22 protein-coding genes and 1 pseudogene are annotated in these 24,791 nt (G+C 74.3%); 5 read left to right on the plus strand and 18 right to left on the minus strand.

Going from position 1 to position 24,791, the window contains the following annotated elements; genetic code table 11:
- Positions 1–14 precede the first annotated feature (14 nt).
- The gene (locus ACIPAE_RS03665) at positions 15–302 is read right to left on the minus strand and encodes a hypothetical protein (protein ID WP_329369864.1); all 288 of its coding nucleotides are present in this window, start codon (positions 300–302) and stop codon (positions 15–17) included.
- An 88-nt stretch (positions 303–390) separates the two neighbouring features.
- Positions 391–1,839 carry a hypothetical protein gene (locus tag ACIPAE_RS03670; protein WP_402442692.1) on the minus strand — a complete coding sequence of 483 codons (1,449 nt, stop codon included), beginning with the start codon at positions 1,837–1,839 and terminating at the stop codon, positions 391–393.
- A 288-nt stretch (positions 1,840–2,127) separates the two neighbouring features.
- On the opposite strand from ACIPAE_RS03670, the gene ACIPAE_RS03675 reads away from it, so the two are divergent.
- The gene (locus tag ACIPAE_RS03675) at positions 2,128–2,682 is read left to right on the plus strand and encodes a hypothetical protein (protein WP_329369860.1); all 555 of its coding nucleotides are present in this window, start codon (positions 2,128–2,130) and stop codon (positions 2,680–2,682) included.
- A 189-nt stretch (positions 2,683–2,871) separates the two neighbouring features.
- Here ACIPAE_RS03675 and ACIPAE_RS03680 read toward each other — a convergent pair whose 3' ends face one another.
- The 3 genes from ACIPAE_RS03680 to ACIPAE_RS03690 form a co-directional block, all read right to left on the minus strand.
- Entirely contained in the window at positions 2,872–3,735 is an 864-nt protein-coding gene (locus ACIPAE_RS03680; protein ID WP_328463549.1) for a hypothetical protein, read from the minus strand.
- Positions 3,736–3,879: 144 nt separating this feature from the next.
- Positions 3,880–4,824: an N-acetylmuramoyl-L-alanine amidase gene (locus ACIPAE_RS03685; RefSeq protein WP_366412025.1), complete on the minus strand. Its 945-nt coding sequence runs from the start codon at positions 4,822–4,824 to the stop codon at positions 3,880–3,882.
- A 46-nt stretch (positions 4,825–4,870) separates the two neighbouring features.
- Complete coding sequence (locus tag ACIPAE_RS03690) at positions 4,871–5,539, minus strand: class I SAM-dependent methyltransferase (protein WP_402442695.1); 669 nt, start codon at positions 5,537–5,539, stop codon at positions 4,871–4,873.
- A 160-nt stretch (positions 5,540–5,699) separates the two neighbouring features.
- On the opposite strand from ACIPAE_RS03690, the gene ACIPAE_RS03695 reads away from it, so the two are divergent.
- Positions 5,700–6,914 carry a cytochrome P450 gene (locus ACIPAE_RS03695; RefSeq protein ID WP_402442697.1) on the plus strand — a complete coding sequence of 405 codons (1,215 nt, stop codon included), beginning with the start codon at positions 5,700–5,702 and terminating at the stop codon, positions 6,912–6,914.
- Positions 6,915–7,043: 129 nt separating this feature from the next.
- On the opposite strand, the gene ACIPAE_RS03700 is transcribed toward ACIPAE_RS03695, so the two are convergent.
- The 5 genes from ACIPAE_RS03700 to ACIPAE_RS03720 all read right to left on the minus strand — a co-directional run bounded on the left by ACIPAE_RS03700 (position 7,044) and on the right by ACIPAE_RS03720 (position 11,694).
- Entirely contained in the window at positions 7,044–8,312 is a 1,269-nt protein-coding gene (locus ACIPAE_RS03700) for a cytochrome P450 (protein ID WP_366412027.1), read from the minus strand.
- On the minus strand, positions 8,309–8,917 hold the full coding sequence (locus ACIPAE_RS03705) for an ATP/GTP-binding protein (RefSeq protein ID WP_328463554.1): 609 nt from the start codon (positions 8,915–8,917) through the stop codon (positions 8,309–8,311). The genes ACIPAE_RS03700 and ACIPAE_RS03705 overlap by 4 nt, the downstream gene beginning before the upstream one ends.
- On the minus strand, positions 8,898–9,254 hold the full coding sequence (locus tag ACIPAE_RS03710) for a DUF742 domain-containing protein (protein WP_328463555.1): 357 nt from the start codon (positions 9,252–9,254) through the stop codon (positions 8,898–8,900). Before ACIPAE_RS03710 ends, ACIPAE_RS03705 begins: the two co-directional genes overlap by 20 nt.
- A complete protein-coding gene (locus ACIPAE_RS03715) occupies positions 9,251–9,664 on the minus strand; it encodes a roadblock/LC7 domain-containing protein (protein ID WP_328463557.1) in 414 nt (137 codons plus the stop codon). The genes ACIPAE_RS03710 and ACIPAE_RS03715 overlap by 4 nt, the downstream gene beginning before the upstream one ends.
- 92 nt (positions 9,665–9,756) lie before the next feature.
- On the minus strand, positions 9,757–11,694 hold the full coding sequence (locus ACIPAE_RS03720) for an ATP-binding protein (protein WP_402442700.1): 1,938 nt from the start codon (positions 11,692–11,694) through the stop codon (positions 9,757–9,759).
- A 656-nt stretch (positions 11,695–12,350) separates the two neighbouring features.
- On the opposite strand from ACIPAE_RS03720, the gene ACIPAE_RS03725 reads away from it, so the two are divergent.
- Complete coding sequence (locus tag ACIPAE_RS03725; RefSeq protein WP_402442702.1) at positions 12,351–13,793, plus strand: MFS transporter; 1,443 nt, start codon at positions 12,351–12,353, stop codon at positions 13,791–13,793.
- A gap of 435 nt (positions 13,794–14,228) precedes the next feature.
- Here the strand turns inward: ACIPAE_RS03725 and ACIPAE_RS03730 are convergent, their stop codons facing one another.
- Genes ACIPAE_RS03730 through ACIPAE_RS03745 form a run of 4 tightly spaced genes read right to left on the minus strand, consistent with a single transcriptional unit; the run spans position 14,229 to position 18,319 of the window.
- Complete coding sequence (locus ACIPAE_RS03730; RefSeq protein ID WP_329369847.1) at positions 14,229–14,876, minus strand: response regulator transcription factor; 648 nt, start codon at positions 14,874–14,876, stop codon at positions 14,229–14,231.
- 34 nt (positions 14,877–14,910) lie between these two features.
- Positions 14,911–15,996 (minus strand): prenyltransferase, encoded by a 1,086-nt coding sequence (locus ACIPAE_RS03735; protein WP_402442704.1) that lies wholly within the window; start codon positions 15,994–15,996, stop codon positions 14,911–14,913.
- Entirely contained in the window at positions 15,993–16,841 is an 849-nt protein-coding gene (locus ACIPAE_RS03740; RefSeq protein ID WP_402442706.1) for a methyltransferase domain-containing protein, read from the minus strand. Before ACIPAE_RS03740 ends, ACIPAE_RS03735 begins: the two co-directional genes overlap by 4 nt.
- On the minus strand, positions 16,841–18,319 hold the full coding sequence (locus ACIPAE_RS03745) for a glycosyltransferase family 4 protein (RefSeq protein WP_402442708.1): 1,479 nt from the start codon (positions 18,317–18,319) through the stop codon (positions 16,841–16,843). The genes ACIPAE_RS03740 and ACIPAE_RS03745 overlap by 1 nt, the downstream gene beginning before the upstream one ends.
- 258 nt (positions 18,320–18,577) lie before the next feature.
- On the opposite strand from ACIPAE_RS03745, the gene ACIPAE_RS03750 reads away from it, so the two are divergent.
- Both ACIPAE_RS03750 and ACIPAE_RS03755 read left to right on the plus strand, forming a co-directional pair.
- Positions 18,578–19,273: a TetR family transcriptional regulator gene (locus tag ACIPAE_RS03750; RefSeq protein WP_402442710.1), complete on the plus strand. Its 696-nt coding sequence runs from the start codon at positions 18,578–18,580 to the stop codon at positions 19,271–19,273.
- A gap of 381 nt (positions 19,274–19,654) precedes the next feature.
- A complete protein-coding gene (locus ACIPAE_RS03755; protein WP_402442712.1) occupies positions 19,655–20,575 on the plus strand; it encodes a DNA-binding response regulator in 921 nt (306 codons plus the stop codon).
- Positions 20,576–20,929: 354 nt separating this feature from the next.
- On the opposite strand, the pseudogene ACIPAE_RS03760 reads toward ACIPAE_RS03755, so the two are convergent.
- The 4 genes and pseudogenes from ACIPAE_RS03760 to ACIPAE_RS03775 form a co-directional block, all read right to left on the minus strand.
- A pseudogene (locus ACIPAE_RS03760) lies at positions 20,930–22,393 on the minus strand (ATP-binding cassette domain-containing protein); the annotation flags it as partial.
- A 20-nt stretch (positions 22,394–22,413) separates the two neighbouring features.
- Positions 22,414–22,680 carry a hypothetical protein gene (locus ACIPAE_RS03765; RefSeq protein ID WP_402442714.1) on the minus strand — a complete coding sequence of 89 codons (267 nt, stop codon included), beginning with the start codon at positions 22,678–22,680 and terminating at the stop codon, positions 22,414–22,416.
- Entirely contained in the window at positions 22,677–24,416 is a 1,740-nt protein-coding gene (locus ACIPAE_RS03770) for an ABC transporter ATP-binding protein (RefSeq protein WP_402442716.1), read from the minus strand. The genes ACIPAE_RS03765 and ACIPAE_RS03770 overlap by 4 nt, the downstream gene beginning before the upstream one ends.
- A 166-nt stretch (positions 24,417–24,582) precedes the next feature.
- On the minus strand, positions 24,583–24,702 hold the full coding sequence (locus ACIPAE_RS03775; RefSeq protein WP_328463576.1) for a SapB/AmfS family lanthipeptide: 120 nt from the start codon (positions 24,700–24,702) through the stop codon (positions 24,583–24,585).
- Positions 24,703–24,791 lie beyond the last annotated feature (89 nt).

Genomic DNA, 24,791 nt, shown 5'->3' on the forward strand with positions numbered 1-24,791 from the left:
GCGCGGGTGCCGGGTCAGGCGCGGTTGACGCGGCCGGCTATCGCATGGGCGACGACCAGGTAGACGGCCGCGGGCAGGCCGTAGTTGAGGACAGTGCGCCACTTGGCGTTGTCGACGGTGAACAGGTCCTTCGACCAGGTCGCGAGCCAGTTCGCCGCGTGGTGGACCCAGTTGACGAGGTCGTTGGCGCGGTTCGCGTCCAGGACGAAGAAGATGATCCAGAGGATCAGGATGAGTGCAGCGATGTCTGCGGCGATGAGGATGATCACCGCGGCGGGGTTGCCGCCATACCGTCTGGCCATGGCTGTCGCATTGCCCGGTTGGGGTCGGTGAAACCTGGCACGGACGGCCGTGGTTGTGGTGGACCTGCCACCCGCGGCGGTCGGCGGATCAGGTCCGCCCGCCGTCGACCCGTACCGGTCCGCGCCGCTCGTAGACCGTCACCCGGCGGCCGCGGACCCGTACGTCCGCGACCGGGGTGAAGTACTCCCGGAGCACGGCGAGTTTCACCCGGTCCCGCGCACCGGGGGCCTGCCCCGCGGCCTGCGCCGCGTCCGTCACCAGCAGGATGCGCGGCCGGGCCAGCATCGCGGCCCTGATCCGCGCGGGGGTGGCCTCCCGGCCCTCCAACGTCCCGGACCGCGTGGGGCCTTCTTCCAGGGCGACGTCCCGCAGACCGGTGAAGTCGCCGGGGCAGACGTACGCCGAGTCGCGCCGCCAGGTGGGCACGAAGACCACCCCGTCCCCGGGCGACTTCATCCGTGCCACGTCCGCCGCGGCCGACACGACGTCGTCCACCCGGCTGGCCGGGGAGCGTTCGGCCAGCGACTGCGGGAGCAGTGCCAGCGTGGCCAGGGCGAGTGCGACCGGGACCAGCCGCGGCGCCGCCGTCGGGAAGCGCGGAGTGGCCGCGCGCACCGCCGCGGCCAGTCCCGCGCCGACCAGCAGCGCCAGGCCGAGCAGGCTGAAGACGACATACCGGTCGAGGTACAGCGGATGGGCCACGGACACGCCGACCAGGCCGAGTTGGGGCACCGCGAGCAGCGGGAGCCCGACCGCCGCCGCCGACAGCCGGCCCGCCCGCGGCCGGTCGACAGCGGCCCCGACGGCGCCGATCGCCACCAGCACCACCGGGCCGATCAGCATCTGCCAACTCAACGGCGGTATCCACGCCACCTGTTGGGCCTGGCGGCGGCTGAAGAGGATCAGCGGCAGCACTCCCGCCGTCGCCGCCACGGCCGCCGTCAGCCAGCGTGTCCACACCTCGCGCCCGGCCCGCGTCCACGCCAGGGTCGCCAGGTGCGCGGGCAGGATCAGCAGCGACAGCCAGTTCAGCAGCCCGCAGGCCAGGACCGCGGCACCGTAGGCCGCCCAGCGCCGCCGGCGCGCCGCCCCGGGGGGCTCCTGCAGGAGGGTCACCAGCAGGAGCGTCGAGATCCCGGCGCCGGCCGTGACCATCGCGTACGGGCGGCCCTCCTGGAGGTAGAACTGCACGGCCGGGAGCAGCCCGAACACCATCCCCGCGCCCCGGCCCGCCCAGACGCCGGCCAGCCGGTGCCCGACGACGGCCACGCAGCCGGCCGCCACCGCCATGGCCAGCACCGACGGCAGCCGCAGGGTGGTGGTGCTCGCCCCGAAGCACACGAAGCACGCGTGCATCAGCAGGTAGTACAGGCCGTGCACGGCGTCGATGTTGCCCAGCATGTGCATGATGTCGGCGGGCGACCGCTGGGCCGCCTGCCAGGTCGCCGCCTCGTCCCGCCAGACGCTGTCCTGCCGGGAGATCCCCCACCACCCCAGCGCCAGCGTCCACAGCACCGGTAGCGGCCATACGGGCATGCGTCGCCCGGGAACGTCTGTACGAACTGTCACGGACTGTAGGACGCGGAAAATCCGCCACACGTTCTCTGAGCTGCACATTCCGCATGTAGAGGTCTGCCCGTGCGGAGGTCTCGACGGCCGGCGGCACACGGCCGGTGACGGTCCGCGCCCTCGGCCGGTGACGGACCGGCCGGCGCCCGCCGCGGCCCTCCGTACGGGTGTCCCCCGCTGGCGGCCCCGTGGCGGCCGGGTGATGCTGCGGGAGCGGGCGCACCGCCCGTACACCCCCACGCTCCGGAGGTACCCGTGCCGACCGGCTTCCCCGTGCGCCGGGCGCTGACCGCCCTGCTCCTGGCCGCCGCCCTTCTGGTACTGCCCGCGTGCGGCAGCGACACCGCCTCGACCGCCTCGCACGCGTCGAGCAGCAGCCCGAGCCCGACGACGAGCGCGCAGCGGCAGAAGCTCGCGAAGACCCGTTTCGTGGCGAACGCGGGGCTCGCCGCCGGGGCGACCTACCAGTGGATCGTGAAGCCGTACAAGGCCGGCAAGTTCAAGAAGGGCGCGCACGGGCGGACCGTCGCGCTGATCAAGGCGGGCCTGGCCGGCACCTTCGCCTACAACCGGCTCAAGGCGGCCTCGGTGAACGCCAAGGGCGACCCGACGCTCAACAGGCTGATGGCGCCGGTGACCGCGGGCATCACCGCGCTCAAGGACCTGCCGTCCAAGCTGCGCAAGGGCGAGAACCCGGACTCGACGGTGAACAGCTTCAACGACGTGATCAACGAGGTCAAGGACGCCGGGAAGAGCGCGGGCGCCGACGTGAAGGAGAAGGTGCCCTCGCTGTCCCAACTGGGAAGCTGACAGCGGCAACGGCAGCGGCAGCAGCAGCTCCGGGGCTGCGGCGCTCGGCGCCCCTTGGACGCGCCGACGGCCGGCCGTCCCCCTCGTCGAAGGGGACGGCCGGCCGTCGTGTGGTGCCAGGTACTGAAGACCGTGCCCGCCCGGCGAACCGGCCCGACACCGTAAGGCGCCCGCGTGGACGCCCGCGGGTCAGCCGCGCTGGATGCCGCTGCTGTCCTGGAGGACGCCGCGGCGCCCGTCCTGGGTCTGCGCGATGAGCGCCTGGCCGCGCTGGTCCACCGCGAGGTACCAGGTGCCCGGGGCCAGCTCGGCGATCTGCCCGCCGCTGCCGTCCTCGGCGAACAGCGGCCGCGGCACCGGCACCGCGAACCAGAACGCGGTGAAGTCCGCGGACGGGGTCGGGGCGGCGGTGGTCGGCTGCGAGTGCACGTTGGGGGCGGGGGCACCGCCACCGTACGGCGGCTGCGGGGCCGGGGCGCCGCTGTAGGCCGGGTCGACCGACTGGGCGCCGCCCGGGTAGCCGTAGCCGGCCTGCGGCGGGGTCATGCCGTAGGGCTGCTGCGGGGCGCCGACGCCGTACGGCTGCGGCTGGCGCGGGGCGCCGGCCAGCGGGGCCTTCAGCGCGGGCAGCCGGCTGTTGAGCACCGCGGCCACGGCGATCACGATGCCGAAGATGAGGGTCAGCCAGGCGCCGACCTTCTTGTCGACGCTGTCCTGGTTGTTGAAGAGCGTCGACCACACCGCGGTCCAGCCGACGAACAGCGACAGCGCGATCGTCCACTGGTCCAGGGTCAGACCCAGCAGCTGCCGGCCCGCGAGCTGCCCCGACCGGGCGAAGAGCAGAGCGGCGGCGGCGATCACCGCGGCCAGCGTCACCGACGGCAGGATCGGGAAGGTGGCCGAGTGCCACAGGTTCTGCGAGCTGTGGGAGACGCCACCGGCCACGGAGTAGCCGCTGGGGTAGCTGTAGAACGGCAGGAAGGAGGCGATCAGCAGCAGCGCCGCTGAGCCGATCACCAGGCCGTCTCCTCGGGTCAGGGAGCGGATGTTCACGTCGGGTCCTGTCCTTTGCGATGCGAGATGCGGGAAACGGTTCGTCGGGGCGGGAAACGGTGCCCCATCGTACGGGTGTGATCTTTGGCCGGGTGTCAGGTATGGGTCTTGGTGCACGATCCATACCGGACTGCTACAGCCCTGTCACCTCTTCCCGTCGGCAGGCCCCGCGGGGGAACCCTCGAGAAAGGCGGTGAGGCCGTCGGCGATCCCCTGGGCGGCGCGCTGCCGCCAGGCGGGGCTCGTCAACGACGCGGCGTCCTGCTTGTCACGCATGTTGCCGCACTCGATGAACACCTTCGGCACGGTGGAGAGGTTGAGCCCGCCGAGGTCGTCGCGCACCATCAACCCCTTGCCGCCGCCGAGGTAGTTGGCGAAGGGCTCCCCGGTCGCCGCCTTGAAGTGCGCGCGCAGCGTGGTGGCCAGCCGCAGCGACGGCGCGGCGATCGCACGCGTGTCGGCGGTGCCCGCGTGCAGCGACTTGGGCGCGATCACATGGAAGCCGTGCGCGCCGGCGGGCGCGCCGTCCGCGTGGATGGACAGCGCGGCGTCGGCGTGCGCGGCGTTGCCGATCCGGGCCCGCTCGTCGACGCAGGGTCCGTACGGGCGGTCGCCGTTCTGGGTCAGGAGGACCTTCGCGCCGCGCGCGGCCAGGATCGTCCGCACCCGCCGGGAGACGTCCAGGGTGTAGGACGCCTCCGGGTAGCCGGCGTTGGTCTCGGTGCCCGTGGTGTCGCATTCCTTGCGGTTCGTCCCGATGTTCACCAGCCGGTTGATCTCTTTGGTGTGCTGGTAGTTGGTCGGGTTGTGCCCGGGGTCGAGCACGACGACCCTCCCGGCCAGGGGAAGCGTTTCAGCAGACGGCGTCGCCGGGGAGGGAGCGGAGGCTGTGCTGCCGGGCGCGGCCGTGCCGGCGCCGGCGTTCTTCCCGTCGGCGGCTCGCGCGCTGCCGGTGCTGTGCGTGCCGCCGGAACCGGAGCCCGAGCCCGCCGCTGATCCGCAGCCGCTCAGAAGCACCGCCGCCGCCACCACGGCCGCTGCGACGATTCCGCCGCCACGACCGCCCCCGTGTGACCCGTTGCTGAACACGCCCGCGACTCTATAGGCCCGAGCTGTCACCTTGCACCCTGCGTTACTATTTGCGGCCGTCCGCGACTCCGGCAGGCCCGTCGAGGCTCCCGCTCCCCCGCCGCAGCACCCGCAACGTGCGGGTCACCGACACCTCGGTGAACGCCCCGGAGGCCAGCGCCCGCCGGTAGACGCGGTAGGGCGCCTGGCCGCCGTCGGCCGGATCGGGGAAGACGTCGTGGATCACCAGCAGGCCGCCCTCGGCGAGCAGCGGCGCCCAGCCCTCGTAGTCGCCGTTCGCGTGCTCGTCGGTGTGGCCGCCGTCGATGAAGACCAGGCCGAGCGGCTGCCGCCACACCTTCGCGACCTGCGGCGAGCGGCCGACCACCGCGATCACGTGGTCCTCCAGGCCGGCCGCGTACAGGGTGCGGCGGAAGTGCGGGAGGGTGTCCATCCGCCCGAGTACGGGGTCCACCAGCTCCGGGTCGTGGTACTCCCAGCCCGGCTGCTGCTCCTCGCTGCCGCGGTGGTGGTCGACGGTCACCACGACGGTGCCGGCCGGGGCGGCGGCCTCCGCGAGCAGGAGCGTGGAGCGGCCGCAGTACGTGCCGACCTCCAGCAGGGGCAGCCCGAGACCGGCCGCGGCCTCCTTCGCGGCGGCGTGCAGGGCCATGCCCTCGTCGAGCGGCATGAAGCCCTTGGCGGCCTCGAAGGCGGCGAGTACGTCCTTGTGCATGCCGCCAGCGTAGGCGCTCCGGCGCCCCGCGGCCGCTCCGCGCATCCGGCCGTGACCAGCAGTGACGGGTCAACTCGTATGGCCTGCAGGGAAGTTCGTGCCTACCCTGGCCGGGTACGTTCCGGCAGGTTCCGCAGGTTCACCAAGCCCGAGGAGTCTCATGTCCGCACCTGGTCAGGCCCATGACATCCTGTCGCCGGAGTTCGCCGAGGACCCCTACGCCAGCTACCGGGTGATGCGGCGGGAGACGCCGCTCGTCTGGCACGAGGCCATGCAGAGCTACATCGTGTCGCGCTACGAGGACGTCGAACGCGCCTTCAAGGACAGCACCTTCACCACCGACAACTACGGGTGGCAGATCGAGCCCGTGCACGGGCGGACCATCCTCCAGATGAGCGGCCGCGAGCACTCGGTGCGCCGCGCGCTGGTCGCGCCCGCCTTCCGCGGCCGGGAACTCCAGGAGAAGTTCCTGCCGGTGATCGAGCGCAACTCCCGCCGGCTCATCGACGGCTTCCGCGGGTCGGGCTCGGCCGAACTGGTCGGGCAGTACGCCACCCGCTTCCCGGTGAACGTGATCGCCGACATGCTCGGCCTGGACCAGGCCGACCACGACAAGTTCCACGGCTGGTACACCTCGGTGATCGCCTTCCTCGGCAACCTCGCCCAGGACCCGGAGGTCACCGCGGCCGGCGAGCGGACCCGGGTGGAGTTCGCCGCCTACCTGCTGCCGGTGATCCGGCACCGCAGGGAGCACCTCGGCGACGACCTGCTCTCCGCGCTGTGCCGCGCCGAGGTCGACGGCACCGCGATGGACGACGAGGACATCAAGGCGTTCTGCAGCCTGCTGCTGGCGGCCGGCGGCGAGACCACCGACAAGGCGATCGCGAGCGTCTTCGCCAACCTGCTGCGCCACCCGGACCAGTTGGCGGCGGTGCGGGAGGACCGCAGCCTGATCCCCCGCGCGTTCGCCGAGACGCTGCGCTACACGCCCCCGGTGCACATGATCATGCGGCAGGCCGCCGAGGACGTGCCGGTGGCCGGCGGCGTCATCCGCAAGGGCAGCACCGTCACCTGCCTGATCGGCTCGGCCAACCGCGACGAGCAGCGGTACGCCGACCCGGACACGTTCGACATCTTCCGGGCCGACCTGAACAGCACCAACGCGTTCTCGGCCGCCGCCGACCACCTGGCGTTCGCGCTGGGCCGGCACTTCTGCGTCGGCGCGCTGCTGGCGAAGACGGAAGTGGAGGTGGGGGTGGACCAGTTGCTCGACGCCATGCCGGGGGTCAGGCTCGCGCCGGGTGAAGTCCCCTTCGAGCGGGGCGTGTTCACCCGCGGCCCGGCCTCGGTCCGGGTGGAGTTCGACCCGGCGTGACCTCCGGCCGGCACCGGCGGCTCGTCCGGCATAGGCCGCCCGTCCGACATAGGCCGCTCAGCCGGCACCGGCCGCCCTGGCGACATCACCGGCTCAGCCGACATCAGCGGCTCGTCCGGCGTGCGCCGCTCAACCGACGTACGCCGAGGTGAAGTGGACGGGCAGCACGTCCAGGCCGCGCATCCAGATCGACGGCCGCCAGGCCAGCTCCTCCGGCCGCACCGACAACTCCACGTCGGGCAGCCGGTCGAGCAGCACTTCCACCGCGGTGCCGGCGATCGCCTCGGCCAACTCCGGTGCCGGGTAGGGGCAGCGGTGCTCGCCGTGGCTGAAGGAGACGTGCGCGCTGTTGCCGCCGGTGCCGGCGTGCCCGTCGGGGCGCACCTCGGGGTCGGTGTTGGCCGCGGCCAGCCCGAGCACCACGCAGTCGCCCTGCCGGATCTGCCGGCCGCCCAACTGCGTGTCCCGGGTGGCCCACCGGCCGATGAAGTTCTGCGTCGGGGTGTCCTCCCACAGCACCTCGTTGAGCGCCTGGCCGGCGCTGCCGCGGCCGCCGGACAGGGTGACGGCGAACCGGTCGTCGGTGAGCATCAGCCGCAGGGTGTTGCCGATCCAGTTCGCGGTCGGCTGCTGGGCGGCGGCGATCACCGAGATCAGGTCCTGGACGATCTCCATGTCCGCGAGCCCGGCCGGGTGGGCGAGCATCCGGGAGGTCACGTCCGGCCCCGGCACCACGCGCCTGCTGTCCAGCAGGGCCTGGACCCGCTGCTGGACCCGCAGGTAGGCCGCCACCGGGTCCTCGCCCTCGGCCGCGTCCAGCGACAGGGTCAGGTCGCGCACCATGTCGGCGGTCTGGGACTCGGGCAGCCCGCACATCCAGATCGCCGCCAGCAGCGGCAGCCGGTGGGCGTAGTCGGCCATCAGGTCCGCGCGGCCGCGGCCGGCGAAGACGTTGATCAGCCGGTCGGCGACCTCCTCGCAGTGGCGTTTCAGCTCGAACTGGTCGACCTCGGCGAGCGCGTCGCTGATCACCCCGGACCGCCGCCGGTGCTCGGCGCCCTCGGCGAAGAGCACGGACGGCTGGTAGCCCACGTAGGGCAGCAGCGGCCAGTCCGCCGGGATGGCCTCCCACTGGTTCCAGCGGCGCGAGTCGCGGGCGAACAGCTCGTCGTTGGTGGTGACGTAGTGCAGTTCGCGGTAGCCGAGCACCAGCCAGGCGGGCACGCCGCCGTCGAGCAGCACGGGCGCCACCGGGCCGTGCGCGCGGCGCAGTTGCAGGTAGAGCTGGGCCGGGGTCTGCTGGAACTCCAGGCCGCCCAGCGCCACCGCGCCGGGTCGGGCCGGGCAGTGCGCGGGCGGTGCGGACAGCACGGGACCCGCAGGGGCGTGGTCGGTCACAGGGCCATCTCCTGGGCACGGGACAGGGCGTAGAGGTGGTCGACGAGCGTGATCAGGACGGTCTTGCCGGACTCCCGGTCGCGCGCGTCGCAGTCGATCAGCGGGACGGCGTCGTCGAGGGTGAGGGCGTCCCGTATCTGGTCCAGGGTGTGCAGCGGCGGCCCGAAGTTGTTGCGGGCCACCACGAACGGCAGGCCGTGGTGCTCCAACCGGTCGATGGCGTACCAGGAGTCGGCGACCCGGCGCGGGTCCACCAGCACCACGGCGCCGAGCGTGCCGGAGAAGAGCCGGTCCCACAGGAACCAGAACCGCTCCTGGCCGGGGGCGCCGAACAGGTACAGCACCATCCGCTCGTTGAGGCTGATCCGGCCGAAGTCGAACGCGACCGTGGTGGTGACCTTGCCGTCCACACCGGTGGTCTCGTCGATGCCGACGCCGGCCTGGGTCATCGTCTCCTCGGTGTTCAGCGGGCGGATCTCGCTGACCGAGCGGACCATGGTGGTCTTCCCGACGCCGAACCCGCCCACGATGACGATCTTCAGTCCGTCGTCCGCGGTGTCGGCCAGCGGCGCACGCGCGAACGGTTCAGAGCCTGCGGAGTCCAACGAGCACCTCCTTCAGGAGTGCGGAGTCGGGCAGCTTGGCACCCGCCGACGTGCGGGGGTGGCGGGCGGTGACCTTGCCGGCGTCGAGGAGGTCGGCCAGCAGGATGCGCACCACGCTCACCGGCAGCCGCAGGTCGGCCGAGAGCTCCACGACCGCCGTCGGCGTGCGGCAGATCCGCAGGATGGCGACGTGCTCGGACTGCATGCCGGCCGACGGCTGCGACTCGCTGACGATGAGGGCGACCAGGTCCAGCCGCGCGTCGTCGGCACGGCTGCGGCCCCCGGTGACGGTGTAGAGCCGGTCCGGGTTCTCGCCTGCGACGGACCCGCGCGTCATACGGAGTCCTCACCGGGCCTTCGCGGCGGCGCGGTCAGGTAGTCGCCCAACTGCTCCACCAGCTCGCTGGTGTTGTGGCCGATCATCCCGGCGTCGGCGTCCTGCGCGGCCACCACGGCGAGGTGCGCGCCTTCGCCGGCCTCCACGATCACCAGCAGTCCGCCGTGGAACTCGGTCATCGACTGGCGCACGCCGCCACTGCCGTCCCCGAACTCCACGGACGCGCCGTGCGACAGGCTCTGGATGCCCGACGCGATGGCGGCGAGCTGGTCGGCCTGGTCGACGGTCAGGCTCGCGGAGCGGCTCATCTTGAGGCCGTCCCGGGAGAGCACGAGGGCGTACCGGCTACCGGGGGTGCGCTCCAGGAGGCTGTCCAGCAACCAGTCCAGGTTGCGATCGGTGGTCTGCATCGCGGTGGGGGCCGCCCGGCACTGCTCCGGGTCGCGGGCCCCTTCCTCCAATCTGTCGTCCTGACGGGGGTTCGGGCGTGGCTGCCACGTCTTTACGGCGAAGGGGCGTCGTCCTGCGGCGTGTCCCGCCGCGCGTCACGCGAGTCGGGTCGCGGCGCCTGCGGCCGTACGTCCTCGGGCGCGGCGGCGCGGCCACGGGCGGCCTGCTCGCGCTGGCGTTTGCCCGCAGCGACGAACGCGCCGAAGCGGGCGCCCATGTCGCCGGTGGCGGGCCGGGGTTCGGCCGACGGCGCCTGCGCGGGCATGGGGTGGTCGGCGTCGGCGAGGGTACGGCCGCGGACCCGCTTGGGCAGGACGAACAGGTCGTCGCCGGTGCCGTCGGCGGGGGGCGGGGCGTCGGGGGCGGGTTCGCGCGCGGGCTCGGGCTCGGGGGCCGACGCGGGCCTCGACTCGTACGCGGGCGCGGGATCGTACGCGGGCGTGGGCGTGGGCGCGGGCATGGGCTCGTATGCGGGCGTGACCGTGGGTGCGGGCCTGGCCGTGGAACCGGTTGCCGTGGCGCCGGGCGGCGGGGCGGACCAGGCGCTCCCCTCGGCGGGCGCGGCCGGCGCGGGCACGATCCGTGTGCCGCGGGCGGCCTGCCCTGCCTGCCGCATCGGCAGCCCGCCGGGCCCGATCACGGGTTCGCCGGACGCGGCAGGACCGCTCCCGGCGGGCGCGCCCGTCCGCGGCTCGCCCGACTGCCGGGACGCCGCGGACCCCTCCGGGTCCTCCCGCGGCCGCGTGATCAGGTGCTGCGGGATGAGCAGCAGCACGCCGGTGCCGCCCCGCGAGGAGGGCCGGAAGTTGACGGTCAGCCCGTACTTCCCGGCCACACCGCCGACCACCGCGAGGCCGAGCCGGGTGCCGGACAGGGTGCCGAGCCGCAGCGGGTCGTGCGAGACGGCGTGCTGCGCGCGGCGCAGCGCCGGCGGGCTCATCACCAGGCCCGCGTCCTCGACGGTGATCACGACGCCGGTGGTCAGTTCCTCGACGTAGATGTGCACGGTCTCGGTCGGGGGCGAGAACCGGGTGGCGTTGTCGACGAGTTCGGCGAGCGCGTGCATGACGCCCTCGGCCGCGTGGCCGACGACCGCGGCCTTGCTCGTCGAGTGCAGCCGGACCCGCTGGTAGGCGCTGATCCGGCCGATCGCGCCGCGCAGGATGCTCTCCATCACGATCGGCTTCGTCCAGCGCCGCCCGGACCGGCCGCCGGTGAGCACCGCGATGCTGTCGGCCAGCCGTCCGGTCTGGGCGGTGGCGTGGTCCAGCTTGAGCAGATCACCGAGAACCTCCTGGTCGTAACGGTTCTCCATCTCGCGCAGGTCGGCCATCATCGTCGTGGTCAGCGCCTGGACCCGGCTCGCGGCGTTGGCGCACGCCGCGAGGGTGGCCGCGCGCAGCCGTGAGCCGTTGGCGAGTTCGCCGGTGAAGACCTCCAGGACCCGGCGGTGCCGCGGGTCGGCGAGTGCGGGCGCGCCGGCCAGCGCGGTGCCCGCGGAGGCGCCCGCGCCGAGCCGGCCGACCATCTCCGGGATCGCCTGCTCCACCAACACGGCCGCGTCGGCGCCCAGTTCCTCCAGGCGGCTCCGCAGCCGCTCCGACTCCGCCCGCGCCGCGATCAGTTCGGCGCCCACCGCGTCCGCCTCGGCGGCCATCTGCGCCACCCGCCGCTGATGCCCGTCGATGTACGCGTCCGACTGGGCGATCCGTCGGCGCAGTTCGGCGGTCCTGCTGTCGGCGTCGGCGAGCCGGGCGGCCGCGGCCCGGCCGCGGTGCGTCATGCTCCCGGCCCACGTGACGGCCGCCACCAGCAGCACGCCGTAGCCGATCGCGACCGCCTGCACCCAGGTCCGCGCGTCCCGCGGGCCGCCCAGGGCGAGTCCGGCACAGGCCAGCCCGCAGACCACCACCGCCCCGAGGGCGAGGGCCGGGGTTCCGGGGAGCGAGCGCGTGCCGGCCGGCCGGCCGGCGGGTGAACGATCTGACATCTATCGGTCCTCGTGATCGGTTGGAGGCACGGCGAGGAGCCAGGGAAGCGGAATGCGCGGTGCGGACCGGTAAGCGGGCCGGTAATCCACCGACACCGTGACCGGCCGAGGCGATCTGCGTACCGCCCGCGGGTTTTCGGGGGCGATATCAGTGGTCGGAGCGGGAAATCGGTGACGACGCCCACCCGTCGAAGCCCGTATTCGCATGAGGGTTCCCGGACGATCCATGCCATTGCTGATCCGTGGTCGACCCCGCGCCGGGCGCACCTTAACTTCGGCGTGGGCCAGCGTACATGATGGTCCGCCGGCCTCCGGTGACTGCCACTCCGGCCCGGAAGTCGCTCGTTCGGGCGACGTTTTCGGTAAAGCGGCTCCGGATATCAGCGGGGTGCGATAGGGCCGCGCGGGGTGACGGTTCCGATCGGATCTTGTGCCTTCCGGATTATCGCGGAGTGGTGATTATCGCGACCGGGTGGATTTCCGGGGCGGGAATTCCCGCGGCGGCCTTTGGGGGGTGGGGTGTTGGGGGCGACGGCGGGCGGATGCCGGAGGCGACGGCGACGGCGGAGGTCCGCCTCGGGGCCGACCGGGGGCGTAGGTCCCGGGTAGGTCGAAATCCCGATGCCCGGCGGCGGGTCAACCGAGAGGATGGTCGTATGAGCGAACTCCTGGGGCGGCGCGCGCCCGCCTCCCGCACCCGCCGTACCGCGCCTCCCGCATGGGCGGTGCTCGCGGCGGTCTGCGCGGGCCAGTTCCTGGTCGTGCTCGACGTCTCGGTGGTCAACGTGGCCCTGCCGTCGATGCGTACGGCGCTGCGCCTCAGCGACAGCGGCCAGCAGTGGGTGGTGAACGCGTACGCCCTGACCTTCGCCGGTTTCCTGCTGCTGGGCGGCCGGGCCGCCGACCTCTTCGGCCGCAAGCGCACCTTCCTGGTCGGGCTGGGCCTGTTCACCGCGGCGAGCCTGGCCGGCGGCCTCGCGCAGGACAGCTGGATGCTGATCAGCGCCCGCGCGGTGCAGGGCCTCGGCGCGGCGGTGCTCGCCCCGACCACGCTGTCCATCCTCACCACGTCCTTCCCCGAGGGTTCCGAGCGCACCCGGGCGATCGGCACGTGGACGGCGGTCGGCGCCGGCGGCGGGGCGGCCGGCGGCCTGGTCGGCGGGCTGCTCACCGACTACCTGTCCTGGCGCTGGGTGCTGCTGGTCAACGTGCCGGTGGGCGCGCTGGTGCTGGTGGGCGCCGCGCTGTGCCTGACCGAGAGCCGCGCCGACCGGGCCCGCCGGCTCGACATCCCGGGCGCGGTCCTGGTCACCGCGGGCGTGGCCGGGCTGGCGTACGGCATCGCGCAGAGCGAGTCGCACGGCTGGACCTCGACGCGCTCGCTGCTGCCGGTGATCGCCGGCGCCGTGCTGCTCGCGGCGTTCACGCTGGTCGAGGCGCGTACGGCGGCGCCGCTCATGCCGCTGCGGCTGTTCCGGGTGCGGTCGGTGTCCGCGGCGAACACCGTGCTGCTCGGGTGCGGCGCGGCGACCTTCGGGACCTGGTACTTCCTCTCCCTCTACATGCAGAACGTGCTGCACTACAGCCCGGTACGGGCCGGGGTGTCCTTCCTCCCGCACACCGTCGCGATCATCATCGGCTCCAAGCTCGCGCCTCGTCTGATGGGACGGGTCGACGCGCGACTGGTCGGCGCGGCCGGCGGCGCGCTCTCGGCGGTCGGTCTGGCCTGGCAGAGCACGCTCACCGTGCACGGCGGCTTCGCCGGGACCATCCTCGGGCCGGGCGTGGTCACGATGTTCGGGGCGGGGCTGCTGATGACGCCGATCGCCGCGGCGGCCACCTCCGGGGTCGCCATGAGCGAACAGGGCATCGTCTCCGGCCTGCTCAACACCTCACGGCAACTCGGCGGCGCGCTCGGGCTCACCATCCTCGCGACGGCCGCCGCCGACCGCGCGTCCACCCGCGGCGAGCACGGAGCGGACGCCGCGCACGCGCTCACCGCGGGGTACGGTCTCGCGTTCCTCATCGCCGCGGGGTTCCTCGCGGTCGGCACGGCCCTGATCGCCCTCCTCCCCAACCCGACCCCCAAACCGGCGTAGCTCCTGCGGAGTGCCCAGCCGCCCCGGGGTGCCCCCACGGCCCACGTTCCCCCACCCCCGCGGACGCGGGCACCCTCACGGAACACGTTCCCCACCCCCGCCGACGCGGGCACCCTCACGGAACACGTTCCCCACCCCCACCGACGCGGGCACCCCCACGGAACACGTTCCCCACCCCCCGCCAGCGCGGGCACCCCCACGAAACACGTTCACCATCAGGGGCGCGGGGAACTGCGCGCGCAACCCACCACCAGCCGGTGGTCCGGCAAACCCGCCGCGGGGGCAGGGCCGGCGGGCCCAGCGCGGCACCGATACGGCTGGTCGCGCAGTTCCCCGCGCCCCTGGAAGGAACCGCCGCCCGCGAAGGGCCCCCGCTCCGGGGAGGGCGAGGGGCGCCGCCGCCCGCGGAGGGCCCGCGCCCCGGGGAGGGGCGAGCTAGAGCCAACCGTTCTGCCGAGCGCAGCGCACCGCTTCGATGCGGTTGCGGGTCCCCGTCTTGCCGATGGCCGCGGAGAGGTAATTCCGCACGGTGGACTCGGAGAGGAAGACGCGCTGGGCGATGTCCGCGACGGTCGCACCGTCAGCCGCGGCGTTGAGCACGTCCTGCTCGCGAGGGGTCAGCGGGCTGGGCCCCGCGCTGAGCGCGGCCGCCGCCAGCGCGGGGTCGATCACCCGCTCCCCGCGCAGCACCTTGCGGATCGCGTCGGCGAGCTGCTCGACCGGCCCGTCCTTCACGAGGAACCCGGCCGCACCCGCCTCCATCGCGCGCCGCAGGTAACCGGGGCGGCCGAACGTCGTGAGGATCAGCACCCGGCACGACGGCAGCTTCTCCCGCAACTCCGCGGCCGCGTCCAGCCCGCTGCGCCCGGGCAACTCGATGTCCAGCAGCGCGATGTCCGGCCGCGCGTCCAGCGCCTCGGCCACGATCCGGTCCCCCGCCTCCACCTGCGCGACGACCTCGATGTCGTCCTCCAGGTTCAGCAGCAGCGCCAGCGCCCCCCGCATCATCCCCTGGTCCTCGGCGAGAAGCACGCGTACGGGCTGCTCCCCCCGCTCCCCCCGCCCACCGCTCGCTTCACTCATCCGCCCAGCCTAGGGCGTGGCCGCCCGGAGGGGTTCAGCAGCAGGGGGACGGGAGGGTGGTCGGGAGGTCGTCGGTGGAGAACACGGCAGCGGTCGCGGTGTCGCCGCAGAGCGCGGCGACGGCGAGGAGGAGGGCCGCGGCGGTCCAGGTGGTGCGTTCGACGGGCCAGACCGCGCGGTCGGCGAAGACGTAGCCGGTCCAGTAGAGGCCGTCGTCGGCGCGCAGGTGCTGGATGTCCGCGAGGACCCCGATCGCACGGTCGGACTGGCCGATCGCCCAGAGCGCGAGGGCGAGTTCGGCGGACTCGCCACCGGTGACCCACGGGTTGGGGTCGACGCAGCGGACACCGAGCCCGGGCACCACGAACCGGGACCAGCCGGCGTCGATACGGTCGAGGGCCGCGGGCCCGCGCAGGGTGCCGGTGAGGACCGGGTAGTACCAGTCCATGGAGTAGCGGGACTTGTCGAGGAACCGCTCGGGGTGCCGGCGCACCGCGTGGCCGAGCGTGCCGGCCGACAACTCCCAGTCCGGCTGCGGCTCTTCGCGGTGCTCGGCGATGGCCAGGGCGCAGCGCAGCGCCTGGTGGATCGAGGAACTCCCGGTGAGCAGCGCGTCGTTCACGGCGGTGCCGTCGGGGTCGCGCTTCCAGCCGATCTGGCCGCCGGGCCGCTGGAGCGCGAGGACGTACTCGACGGCCGCGTGCACGGTCGGCCAGATCCGGTCGATGAACGCGTCGTCGCCGGTGGCGAGGTAGTGATGCCAGGCGCCGACGGCCACGTAGGCGCAGAAGTTGGACTCGCGGCCGAGGTCGGTGGGGTGGTCGGCGCTGCCGTCGTGGTAGGCGGCGTACCAGGAGCCGTCGGGGTTCTGGTGCCGGGCCAGCCAGTCGTAAGCGGCCTCCGCGCGGTCGTGTTCGCCGGCCGCGTCCAGGGCCATCGCCACCTCGGTGTGGTCCCACGGGTCGAGGTGGTGGCCGCGGAACCACGGGATCGCCCCGTCCGCACGCTGCGCCGCGGCCATGGCGGCGACGGTCTGCTCGGCCTGCTCGGCGGTGAGGACTCCGGGCAGCACCAGGCGGTCGGTGCGGCGGCCCTGCCCCCCGAGGCTGGGCGAGGTCACTTGGCGCGGTCCGCGGCGAACCCGACCGCCTCGCCCGCGAGTTCGGCGGACCCACCGGACCCACCGGACCCAGTGGACGCGTCTGACGCACCGGCCGCGCCCGACCGCGCCGGGCGCACCGCCTGCTCGGGCAGCCGCGGCTTCGTCGCGTAGGCCACGAAACTCTTGCCGACCACCGGGTTGAGCACCTGGTCGGCGAGCCGGGTGGCCAGCGGCTTCTTCATGATGTCCCACACCAGCAGCTTGTGGTACAGCTTCACCGGCAGCGCCTGGTCGTTGTCCACGCCGACCGCGCACTTGATCCACCAGTACGGCGCGTGCAGCCCGTGCGCGTGATGGGTGCCGTACGGTTTCAGGCCCGCCTCCCGCATCCGGTCGAGGAGTTGGTCGCCCTTGTAGATGCGGATGTGGCCGCCCTCGACCTCGTGGTAGGCGTCGGACAGCGCCCAGCAGATCTTCTCCGGGCCGTAGCGCGGCACCGTGACGGCGATCCGGCCGCCGGGCCGCAGCACCCGGACCATCTCGGCGAGCACGCCCTTGTCGTCGGGGATGTGCTCCATCACCTCGGAGATGATCACGACGTCGAAGCTCTCGTCGGGGAACGGGAGTTGGAGCGCGTCGCCCTCCATCGCCAGCGCCGACGCGCCCGCCGGGGCCTCCCCGGCCTCCCGCATCGCCGCGAACCACTTGGCGACCTCGCGGATCTCCTCGCCGTTGCGGTCCAGCGCGACGACCTGCGCGCCGCGCCGGTAGCACTCGAAGGCGTGCCGCCCGGCCCCGCACCCGAGGTCGAGGACGCGGTCGCCCGCGGCGAGCGGGAAACGGGTGAAGTCGACGGTCAGCATCAGCGATTGCTCCCCACGGGGTTTCCCGGATGTGCGGTCTTGGGGTGGCCGTCCCCCGGTGCCTGGTCGGCTCCGACGGGTCCGGCAGGTGTGACGGCTTCAGGTTCTTCGGGGGCGTCGGGGTGTCCGGCGCCCGCGCCACCGCCGTGTCCGCCGGCACCCGCGGCCGTCAGGCCCGTACCGGCGCCGGCCGTACCCGGCGCGCGTACCCGTACCGGCCCGGGATGCGCCGCGATCGCCGCGCGGTACAGCTCGGCGGTGGCCTCGGCCGCCCGCGTCCAGGTGAACCGGGCGAGCACCCGCGCCCGCCCCGCCGAGCCGAGCCGCGCCCGCAACTCCGCGTCGCCCAGCAGCCGTTCGAGCGCGACGGCGAGCGCGCCCGGGTCGCCGGGCGGCACCGCGAGGCAGGTCTCGTTGTCCGGTCCGGCCACCTCCGGTATCGCGCCGCCGGTGGTGGCCACCAGCGGCGTGCCCGTGGCCATCGCTTCGGCGGCCGGCAGCGAGAAGCCCTCGTACAGCGACGGCACGCAGGCGACCTCGGCGCCGCGGATCAGGTCGACCAGCTCGGCGTCGCTGATCCCCTTGACGAACTCGACCGCGTCGGCGAGCCCGAAGTCGGCGATCGCGCGGACCACCGGCCCCCGTTCGGGCCGTTTGCCGACCACCACGAGGTGCGCCTCGGGCCGCTGGGTGCGGACCTTCGCCAGCGCCTCGACGAGGAAGACCAGGCCCTTGAGCGGCACGTCCGCGCTGGAGGTGGTGACGATCCGCCCGGGCATCTCGGGCACCGACGGGTCGGGGGCGAACAGCCGGGCGTCCGCGCCGATCGGCACGGTGTGCACCCGGTCGGGCCGCACCCCGAGGTCGGCGACGATCTCCTGGCGCGAGGAGCCGGAGACGGTCAGCACGGACGGCAGCCGCCGGGCCACCCGCTTCTGCATGCGGGTGAAGCCGTACCAGCGGCGTACCGACAGCCGCTTGCGGCGGTCGGCCGCGGCCGCCAACTCCAGGCGGCGGTCGACGGTGATGGGGTGGTGGATGGTGGTGACCAGCGGCAGGCCGAGGCCGAGCAGGCCGTACCCGAGCGTCTGGTTGTCGTGCACCACGTCGAAGTCGGCCCGGCGGGCGGCGAGATGGCGCCGTGCCCGCAGGCTGAACGTCAGCGGCTCCGGGAAGCCGCCGGTCCACATCGTGCCGACCTCCAGCGCGTCGACCCAGTCGCGGTACTCCGCCAGGCGCGGGGTGCGGAACGGATCGGGCTGCCGGTACAGGTCCAGGCTGGGCAGCTCGGTGAGGGTGACGCCCTCGCCGAGCGCGTCCAGTACGGGATAGGGCTGCGCGCCGATCACCTCGACGCGGTGGCCGAGCGCGGCCAGTTCGCGGGACAGGTGCCGGACGTACACACCCTGGCCGCCGCAGAACGGATTGCCCTTGTAGCTCAGCAGCGCGATCCGCAGTGGCCCGGACTGAGAGGTCACTCCGGCTCCCTTCTCGCTGCGATTGGGCCGGAGCGTAACCGGTCGCGCTAATCTAGAACAAGTTTCAGACTGGATCGTACAGGGGGCGGGTTCGGCCCCTCGCACCCGGCTGCCATCATGCACACACCATGAGCCGGGGCGCGCGGCACGCGAACCGGCTCCCGCCCGGACCCGCGCCGGCAGGCCGACGGCACCCCCGCAGGCACCACCCCGAGGTACGGCACAGGTACGACACCGGCACGGCAGAGGACAGTACGGATGAGCGCACACCCCAGACCACCGGCCTCGGCTCTGACCGCGCGGCAGGAGGCCCGGCGCAACCGCATCCTCGCCGCCAGCACCGAGCTGGCCTGCGGCGGCGGCTTCGACGCGGTGCAGATGCGGGAGGTCGCCGAGCTGTCCGAGGTCGCCCTGGGCACCCTCTACCGCTACTTCCCGTCCAAGATCCACCTGTTGGTGGCGGTCATGGAGGACCAGCTCGGCCAGTTGCAGACGGCGCTGCGCACCCGCCCGCCGTCCGCGTCCGCTCCGGGCGACCGCGTCGCCGACACCCTGCTGCGGGCCTTCCGCGCGCTCCAGCGCGAGCCGCTGATCGCCGACGCGATGTTCCGGGCGATGATCTTCGCCGACCGCTCGGTACGCGCCCAAGTCGACACGGTGTCCCAGCTGACCACCTCGATCATCGTGGAGGCGATGGGCCGACCGGGGACGCCGCAGCCGGGCGGGGACGGCACCGGGGAACCCGGCGCGGGCGGGGCGCACCCGGCGTCCGGGCTCCCGGCCGGACTTCCGGCCGAACTCCCGGCCGAGCTGCTCTCGGCCGTCCGGGTGATCGAGCACACCTGGCACGCGGCCCTGGTCGGCTGGATCTCGGGCCGTGCCTCGGTCGCCGAGGTGACGGAGGACATCCGCACGGCCTGCGGCCTCCTCGACATGGCGGCGACGCCGAACTGACGGCACCGCGGCGCCCCGGATCGACCGCACGACGGCTTCCCGCACGGTCGGCACGGCGGCGCCCCCGGGGCGGACGGCGGGCGGGCACCAACACCTCCGGGCCACCGCTCCACGCCCCCGCGCGCACCACTACCACGTCGCTACGTTCGGTATCGGCTCGACTACGGTGAATTACTCCGATGGGAGGGCGCGCGTCCGCGCACCGCGCGCTCCTGGCGCCTCCCACCACTCCATCTCTGCACCCGGCAGGAGGTGAAGTTCACCCGCACGGGGTGATCCGCCGGGTATGAATGGGTTCGCGTTCGTCCCGGGGGTCGCGGACATCACCCGCAGGGGGATCGAGGGCGGCGCACCGAAGCGACCACGCGAGGGGAATGCCCGGTGATACGTGTACTGGTGGCCCATGACACCTGCCTGCTGCGCTCCGCACTGGCGGCTCTGCTGGGCCGGGAGGCGGACTTCGAAGTGACGGACACGGCCTGGCCGCGCCTGGCCGAGTCCGCGCGGGACTTACGGCCGGACGTCTGCGTGGTCGACGCGGACTGTACGGGGTGGCGGCGGCACATCGGCGGAACGGGCGGGCCGCTCAGCGGCGCGCTCGGCAGACCTGGCCGCGCCACCGCGGGCGCGAGCGCCGTCCACGGCAGGGGCGGTGCGCGAGGCGCGGGCTTCGGCACGGGCGCCGGAACGGGGGCGGGCCTCGGGTCCAGGTCCGGCGGCGGCTCGGGGGCGGGCGGCGTCGGCGGGTCGGGGGCGCGGGGAGGAGGCCGACCGGTGAACGGCGGTAGTTCGGGGGGCAGTTCGGGGAACATCGGCGCCGGGGGCACCAGTAGCGGGGGCGGCGGCCTGTCCGGCCCGGTCCACCCCACCACGCACGGCACGGCCACCGTCGGCCCCGGCAGCGGGCTCGCCCGCGCCCGGTGCGCGCTGGTCGTGCTCACCGGGGCGGGCAAGCCGGGCGACCTGCGCCGGGCCCATGAGGCACACGCCCTGGGCTTCGTGAACAAGGACCGGTCGGCCGACCGGCTGCCCACCGCCGTCCGCCAGGCCGCCCAGGGGAAACGGTTCGTCGACGAGTCGCTCGCGGTGGAGTTCCTGCACGCGGCCGAGATGCCGTTGACCCGGAGGGAGTTGAGCGTGCTGTCACTGAGCGCCGAGGGCGCCCCGGTCACCGAGATCGCGCACCGGCTGCACCTGTCCGACGGCACCGTGCGCAACTACCTCGCCGCGATCACCCGGAAGACGGGGGCCCGCAACCGGGTGGACGCGATCCGCATCTCGCAGGTCGCCGGCTGGGTGTGAGGAGGCCGCGGCGGCCGCGTCCTGGGGATCGGCCGCCGCGGCGGCGTCGGACTCGACGTCAACGCCACGTTCGGGCTCGGTGTCGGTGTCGGTGTCGGCTTCGGCTTCGGCCTCGGCTTCGGCTTCGGCTTCGGACCAGCCGCCCACCAGGTCCCGGTAGAGCGCCGAGCGGGTCGGCAGGTCCTCGTGCGTACCGCACACCGCGTGCGTGCCGTCCAGCACGAGCACCCGGCCGGCCCGCCGGGCCGAACTGATCCGGTGCGCGATGACCACCAGGGTCCCGCCCGGCCGCCGGGCGAACGCCTCCTCGGCGACGGCCTCGGCGGCCGGGTCGAGATGGCAGGTCGCCTCGTCCAGCACCACAAGTCCCGCCGGGGAGAGATACGTTCGGGCCAGCGCGATCAACTGCCGCTCGCCCGAGGACAGCCGGGCCGGGTCGAGCTCGGCGTCCAGCCCGCCCAGCGCGGCCACCAGCGGCCCGGCCCCCACCACGTCCGCGGCGGCGAGCAGTTCACCGTCCCCGGGCTCCCCCGGGGCAGCCGGCTCCGCGGGGTCCCCCGACTCGCCCGGCCCGGGCCGCAGGTACGCCAGGTTCTCCCGCACCGTCCCGGTCAGGACGTACGCCTCCTGCGGCACGAGCGCGGGGCGGCCCGCGGTCCGCACGTCGCCGCGGTCGGGGCGCAGCAGGCCCGCCGCGAGGGCGGCCAGGGTGGACTTGCCGATGCCGCTCGGGCCGACCACGGCGAGGTGTTCGCCCGCCGCGACCGTCAACTCCAGTTCGTGCAGGACCGGTTCCGCGCCGGGCCCGTAGCCGAAGGTCACCTCGCGCAGGTGCAGCACGCAGCCGGGTGCGTCGGGGCGCTCCACCACCGGGTCCGTGGCGGGAAGCGGGTCCGCGTCGCCGCCGATCCGCCGCAGGACGACGCCGAGCCGGGTGCCTGCCGCGCCCAGCGTGTGCACGAGGTTCTGCAGGGCCGGTTGCAGGGACTGGGTGAGGTAGGTGAGCGCGCCCAGCAGGTCGCCCGGGGTGAGCCGGCCGGTGCGGATCAGCCAGGGCGCGGCCACCAGCAGGAGCAGCACGGGGAGTTGACCGCCGACGGCGAGTGCGGCGGCGCGCAGCACTCCCCAGCGGGCGAGCGCCCGGGCGGTGTCCAGCGCGGTCGCCGTGCGGGCGTCGGCGCGGGCGGACATCAGCGGTTCCGCGCCGCACGCGGTGATGTCGCGCAGGCCGCCGGCGAGGGCGCCGCACTCCTCGGCGAGCGCCTCGTCGGCGGCGAGGTAGGCGTGCTGGCGGCGGGCCAGCGGGCGCAGGCCCGCCGCGAACAGCGCGACCCCGACGACCAGCGGCGGCAGCACGATCAGCAGCAGCACGGGGGCGAGCGCGCACATCCCGGCGAGCGCGCCGGCCGCGGTGAAGGCGAACGAGCGCAGCACCAGGACCAGGCCGCCGAACGTGTCCCTGGCGATCTCCACCTGATGGGTCAGCCGGGAGACGACGGCGCCGTCTCCGGCGCCGCGCCCGCGCACTGCGGCCCGCAGCCCGCCGCGCACCACCCGCGTGACGAGGGTGTCCCGCAGCGGCTCGACCAGTCCGGCCAGCCCGCGGAAGACCCGCGCGGTGCCGTACGCGCCGATCGGCACCGCGACGGCCGCCAGCGCGAGCCACCACAGCCCGGCCGCGTCACGCCCACGCAGGAACCCGTCATCAAGCGCCTTCGCGACGGCGTAACCCACCACGAACGTCTGCACCGACTCCACCACCGACCAACCGGCCAACACCCCCAGTCCCCACGCCCGCCGCCGCAGATACCCACGCATCCGCACCACCCCGTCCCCGCTCACAACTCCCCCTCCCCGCCAACCACCACGGCGGCCATCGACCCACCCGGGTCGTCGGACGGCGTCGCGACGGCCGCCAGCGCGAGCCACCACAGCCCGGCCGCGTCACGCCCACGCAGGAACCCGTCATCGAGCGCCTTCGCGACCGCATAGCCCACCACGAACGTCTGCACCGACTCCACCACCGACCAACCGGCCAACACCCCCAGCCCCCACGCCCGCCGCCGCAGATACCCACGCATCCGCACCACCCCGTCCCCCGTCACAACTCCCCCTCCCCGCCAACCGCCACGGCGGCCACCGACCCACCCGGGTCCTCGGACGGCGCCGCGAACAGGGCGCGGTAGGCCGGGTCCTGCCAGAGGGTGCGGTGGGGGGCGAGGGCGCGCAGCCGGCCGGAGTCGAGCCAGGCGACGAGGTCGGCGCGGGCGGCGGTGGCGGCGCGATGGGTGGTGAGCAGGCGGGTGCGGCCGAGCGGGTCGTGCAGCAGCGAGTGGGCGACGTGGAGTTCGGTGACGGTGTCGAGGCTCGACGTGGCGTCGTCGAGCACGAGGAGCCGGCCGCCGTGCGCGAACGCCCGTGCCAGGCCCAGGCGTTGGACCTCGCCGCCGGACAGGGGGGCGGCGGCGCGCGGGGTGGCGTAGCCGTCGGGCAGCCGCCGCAGGAAGCCGTCGGCGCCGGCCGCGCGGGCAGCGCCGGTGACCGTCTCGGTCGTCAACTCCCTTGGCCCGAAGGCGATCGCGTCGGCGAGGGTGTCGCCGAGCAGGACCGGCCGCTCGAAGGCGTAGCCGACGGCGTCGCGCAGTTCGAGCCGGCTGAGGGTGGACAGCGGGCGGCCGTCGAGCAGGACGATGCCCTCGTCGGGGTCGGTGAGCCGTCCGGCGACTGCGGCCAGCACGGACTTGCCCGCGCCGGACGGCCCGACGACAGCGACGCAACTGCCGCCGGGCACGGTGAGGTCGAGCCGGTCCAGGACGGTCTCGCCGCCGCGGGTGACGGTGACGCCCCGCACTTCGAGCGTGCCGGGGCCGTCCTGCGGCAGCCGGGCCGTGCCGTGGGCGGGCGCGGGCACCGCGAGCACGCCGGCGATCCGGCGAGCGGCGGCCCGGCCGCGGACGAGGGCGCCCAACTGCCCGACCACCGAGCCGATTCCGGTGGCGAGCAGCGCGTAGCGGGATGCGGCGAGCAGCCCTCCGACGGTCAACGCGCCCTGGGCCAGCCGCAGTCCGCCGACCGCGAGGACGAGGATCTGCAGCAGCGGTACGAGGACGGCCGCCTGCGCGGTGGCCCGGCCCTGGACCCGCCACATCCGGTGTCCCTGGGCGCTGAGTTCGGGCAGCGGCCGCAGCACCCGGGCGGCCTCGCGCTCCTCGGTGCGGGCGGCGGCGATGGTGCGGGCGCCGCCGATCGCCTCGACCAGGCGGGCGGCGATCCGGCCCTGGGCGTCCTGGTAGCGGGCGACGCTGTCGGAGGAGGCGCGGGCGAAGCGGTGGACGAGCAGCGCCATGGGCGGGGCGCCGAGCAGGAAGGCCGCGGCCAGCCACGGGTCGGTCAGGAAGAGGGCGACGATGCCGCCGAGCGGGGTGCCGATGGCGGCGGGCAGCGTCGCGACGGCGGCCGGCACGCCGCCCGCGTCGGCCGCGTTGCCGACCAGCCGGGTCACCAGGTCGCCGCCACCGGACACCCGGGCGGCCAGCACGTGGCGTACCGCCCGGCGCCGTACCGCCGCGGTGACCCGGGCACCGGAGACGGCCGCGAGCACGTCGCTCGCGGCGCCGACCAGCACCTGACCGGCGACGACCGCGGCGCACCCCCAGACCCAGCGCCCGCCGCCCCGCCCGCGCAGCACCTGGTCCACGGCGTGCCCGAGCGCGGTGGGCAGCAGCAGGCCGAGCCCGACGGACAGCCCGGCGAGCACCGCGACCGCGCAGACGGCGGCCCTGCTGCCGCGGGTCGCGGGCCGCACCACGCGGGGCGGCGGCGTCGCGTCAGGGTCGGCCATGCGTTCCTCCTCCGGCGGGCGGCGGCGTGCGGGTGAGCGGGGGCCGAGGCGGGGCCGAAGACGGGTGCCAAGGCGAAGGCGGAGACAGGCACGGGGGCGGGCATGCCGGGGCCCCGCCCCCGGGTGCGGGGGGCGGGGCTTGGTCACCGGTCGAACCGCCGTGACGTCACAGGCAGATGAGGAAGCTCACCGTGCTGACGCAGCTCAGCAGGCTCAGCGAGCTGGCGTTCTCGCCGCCGTGTCCGTGCTCGGCGGGCTCCATGTCCTGAAGGTCGAGAAGGGCCATGTCAGGTGTTTCCTTTCCATTGGTGTCGCCGAGGAATTCGGCAGGGTGAGGCACGGCCCGGGTCGCTGCCCGGACCGGTTCGTGGGGCC

The sequence above is a fragment of the Streptomyces sp. NPDC087270 genome (assembly GCF_044744625.1).
GTDB lineage: Bacteria > Actinomycetota > Actinomycetes > Streptomycetales > Streptomycetaceae > Actinacidiphila.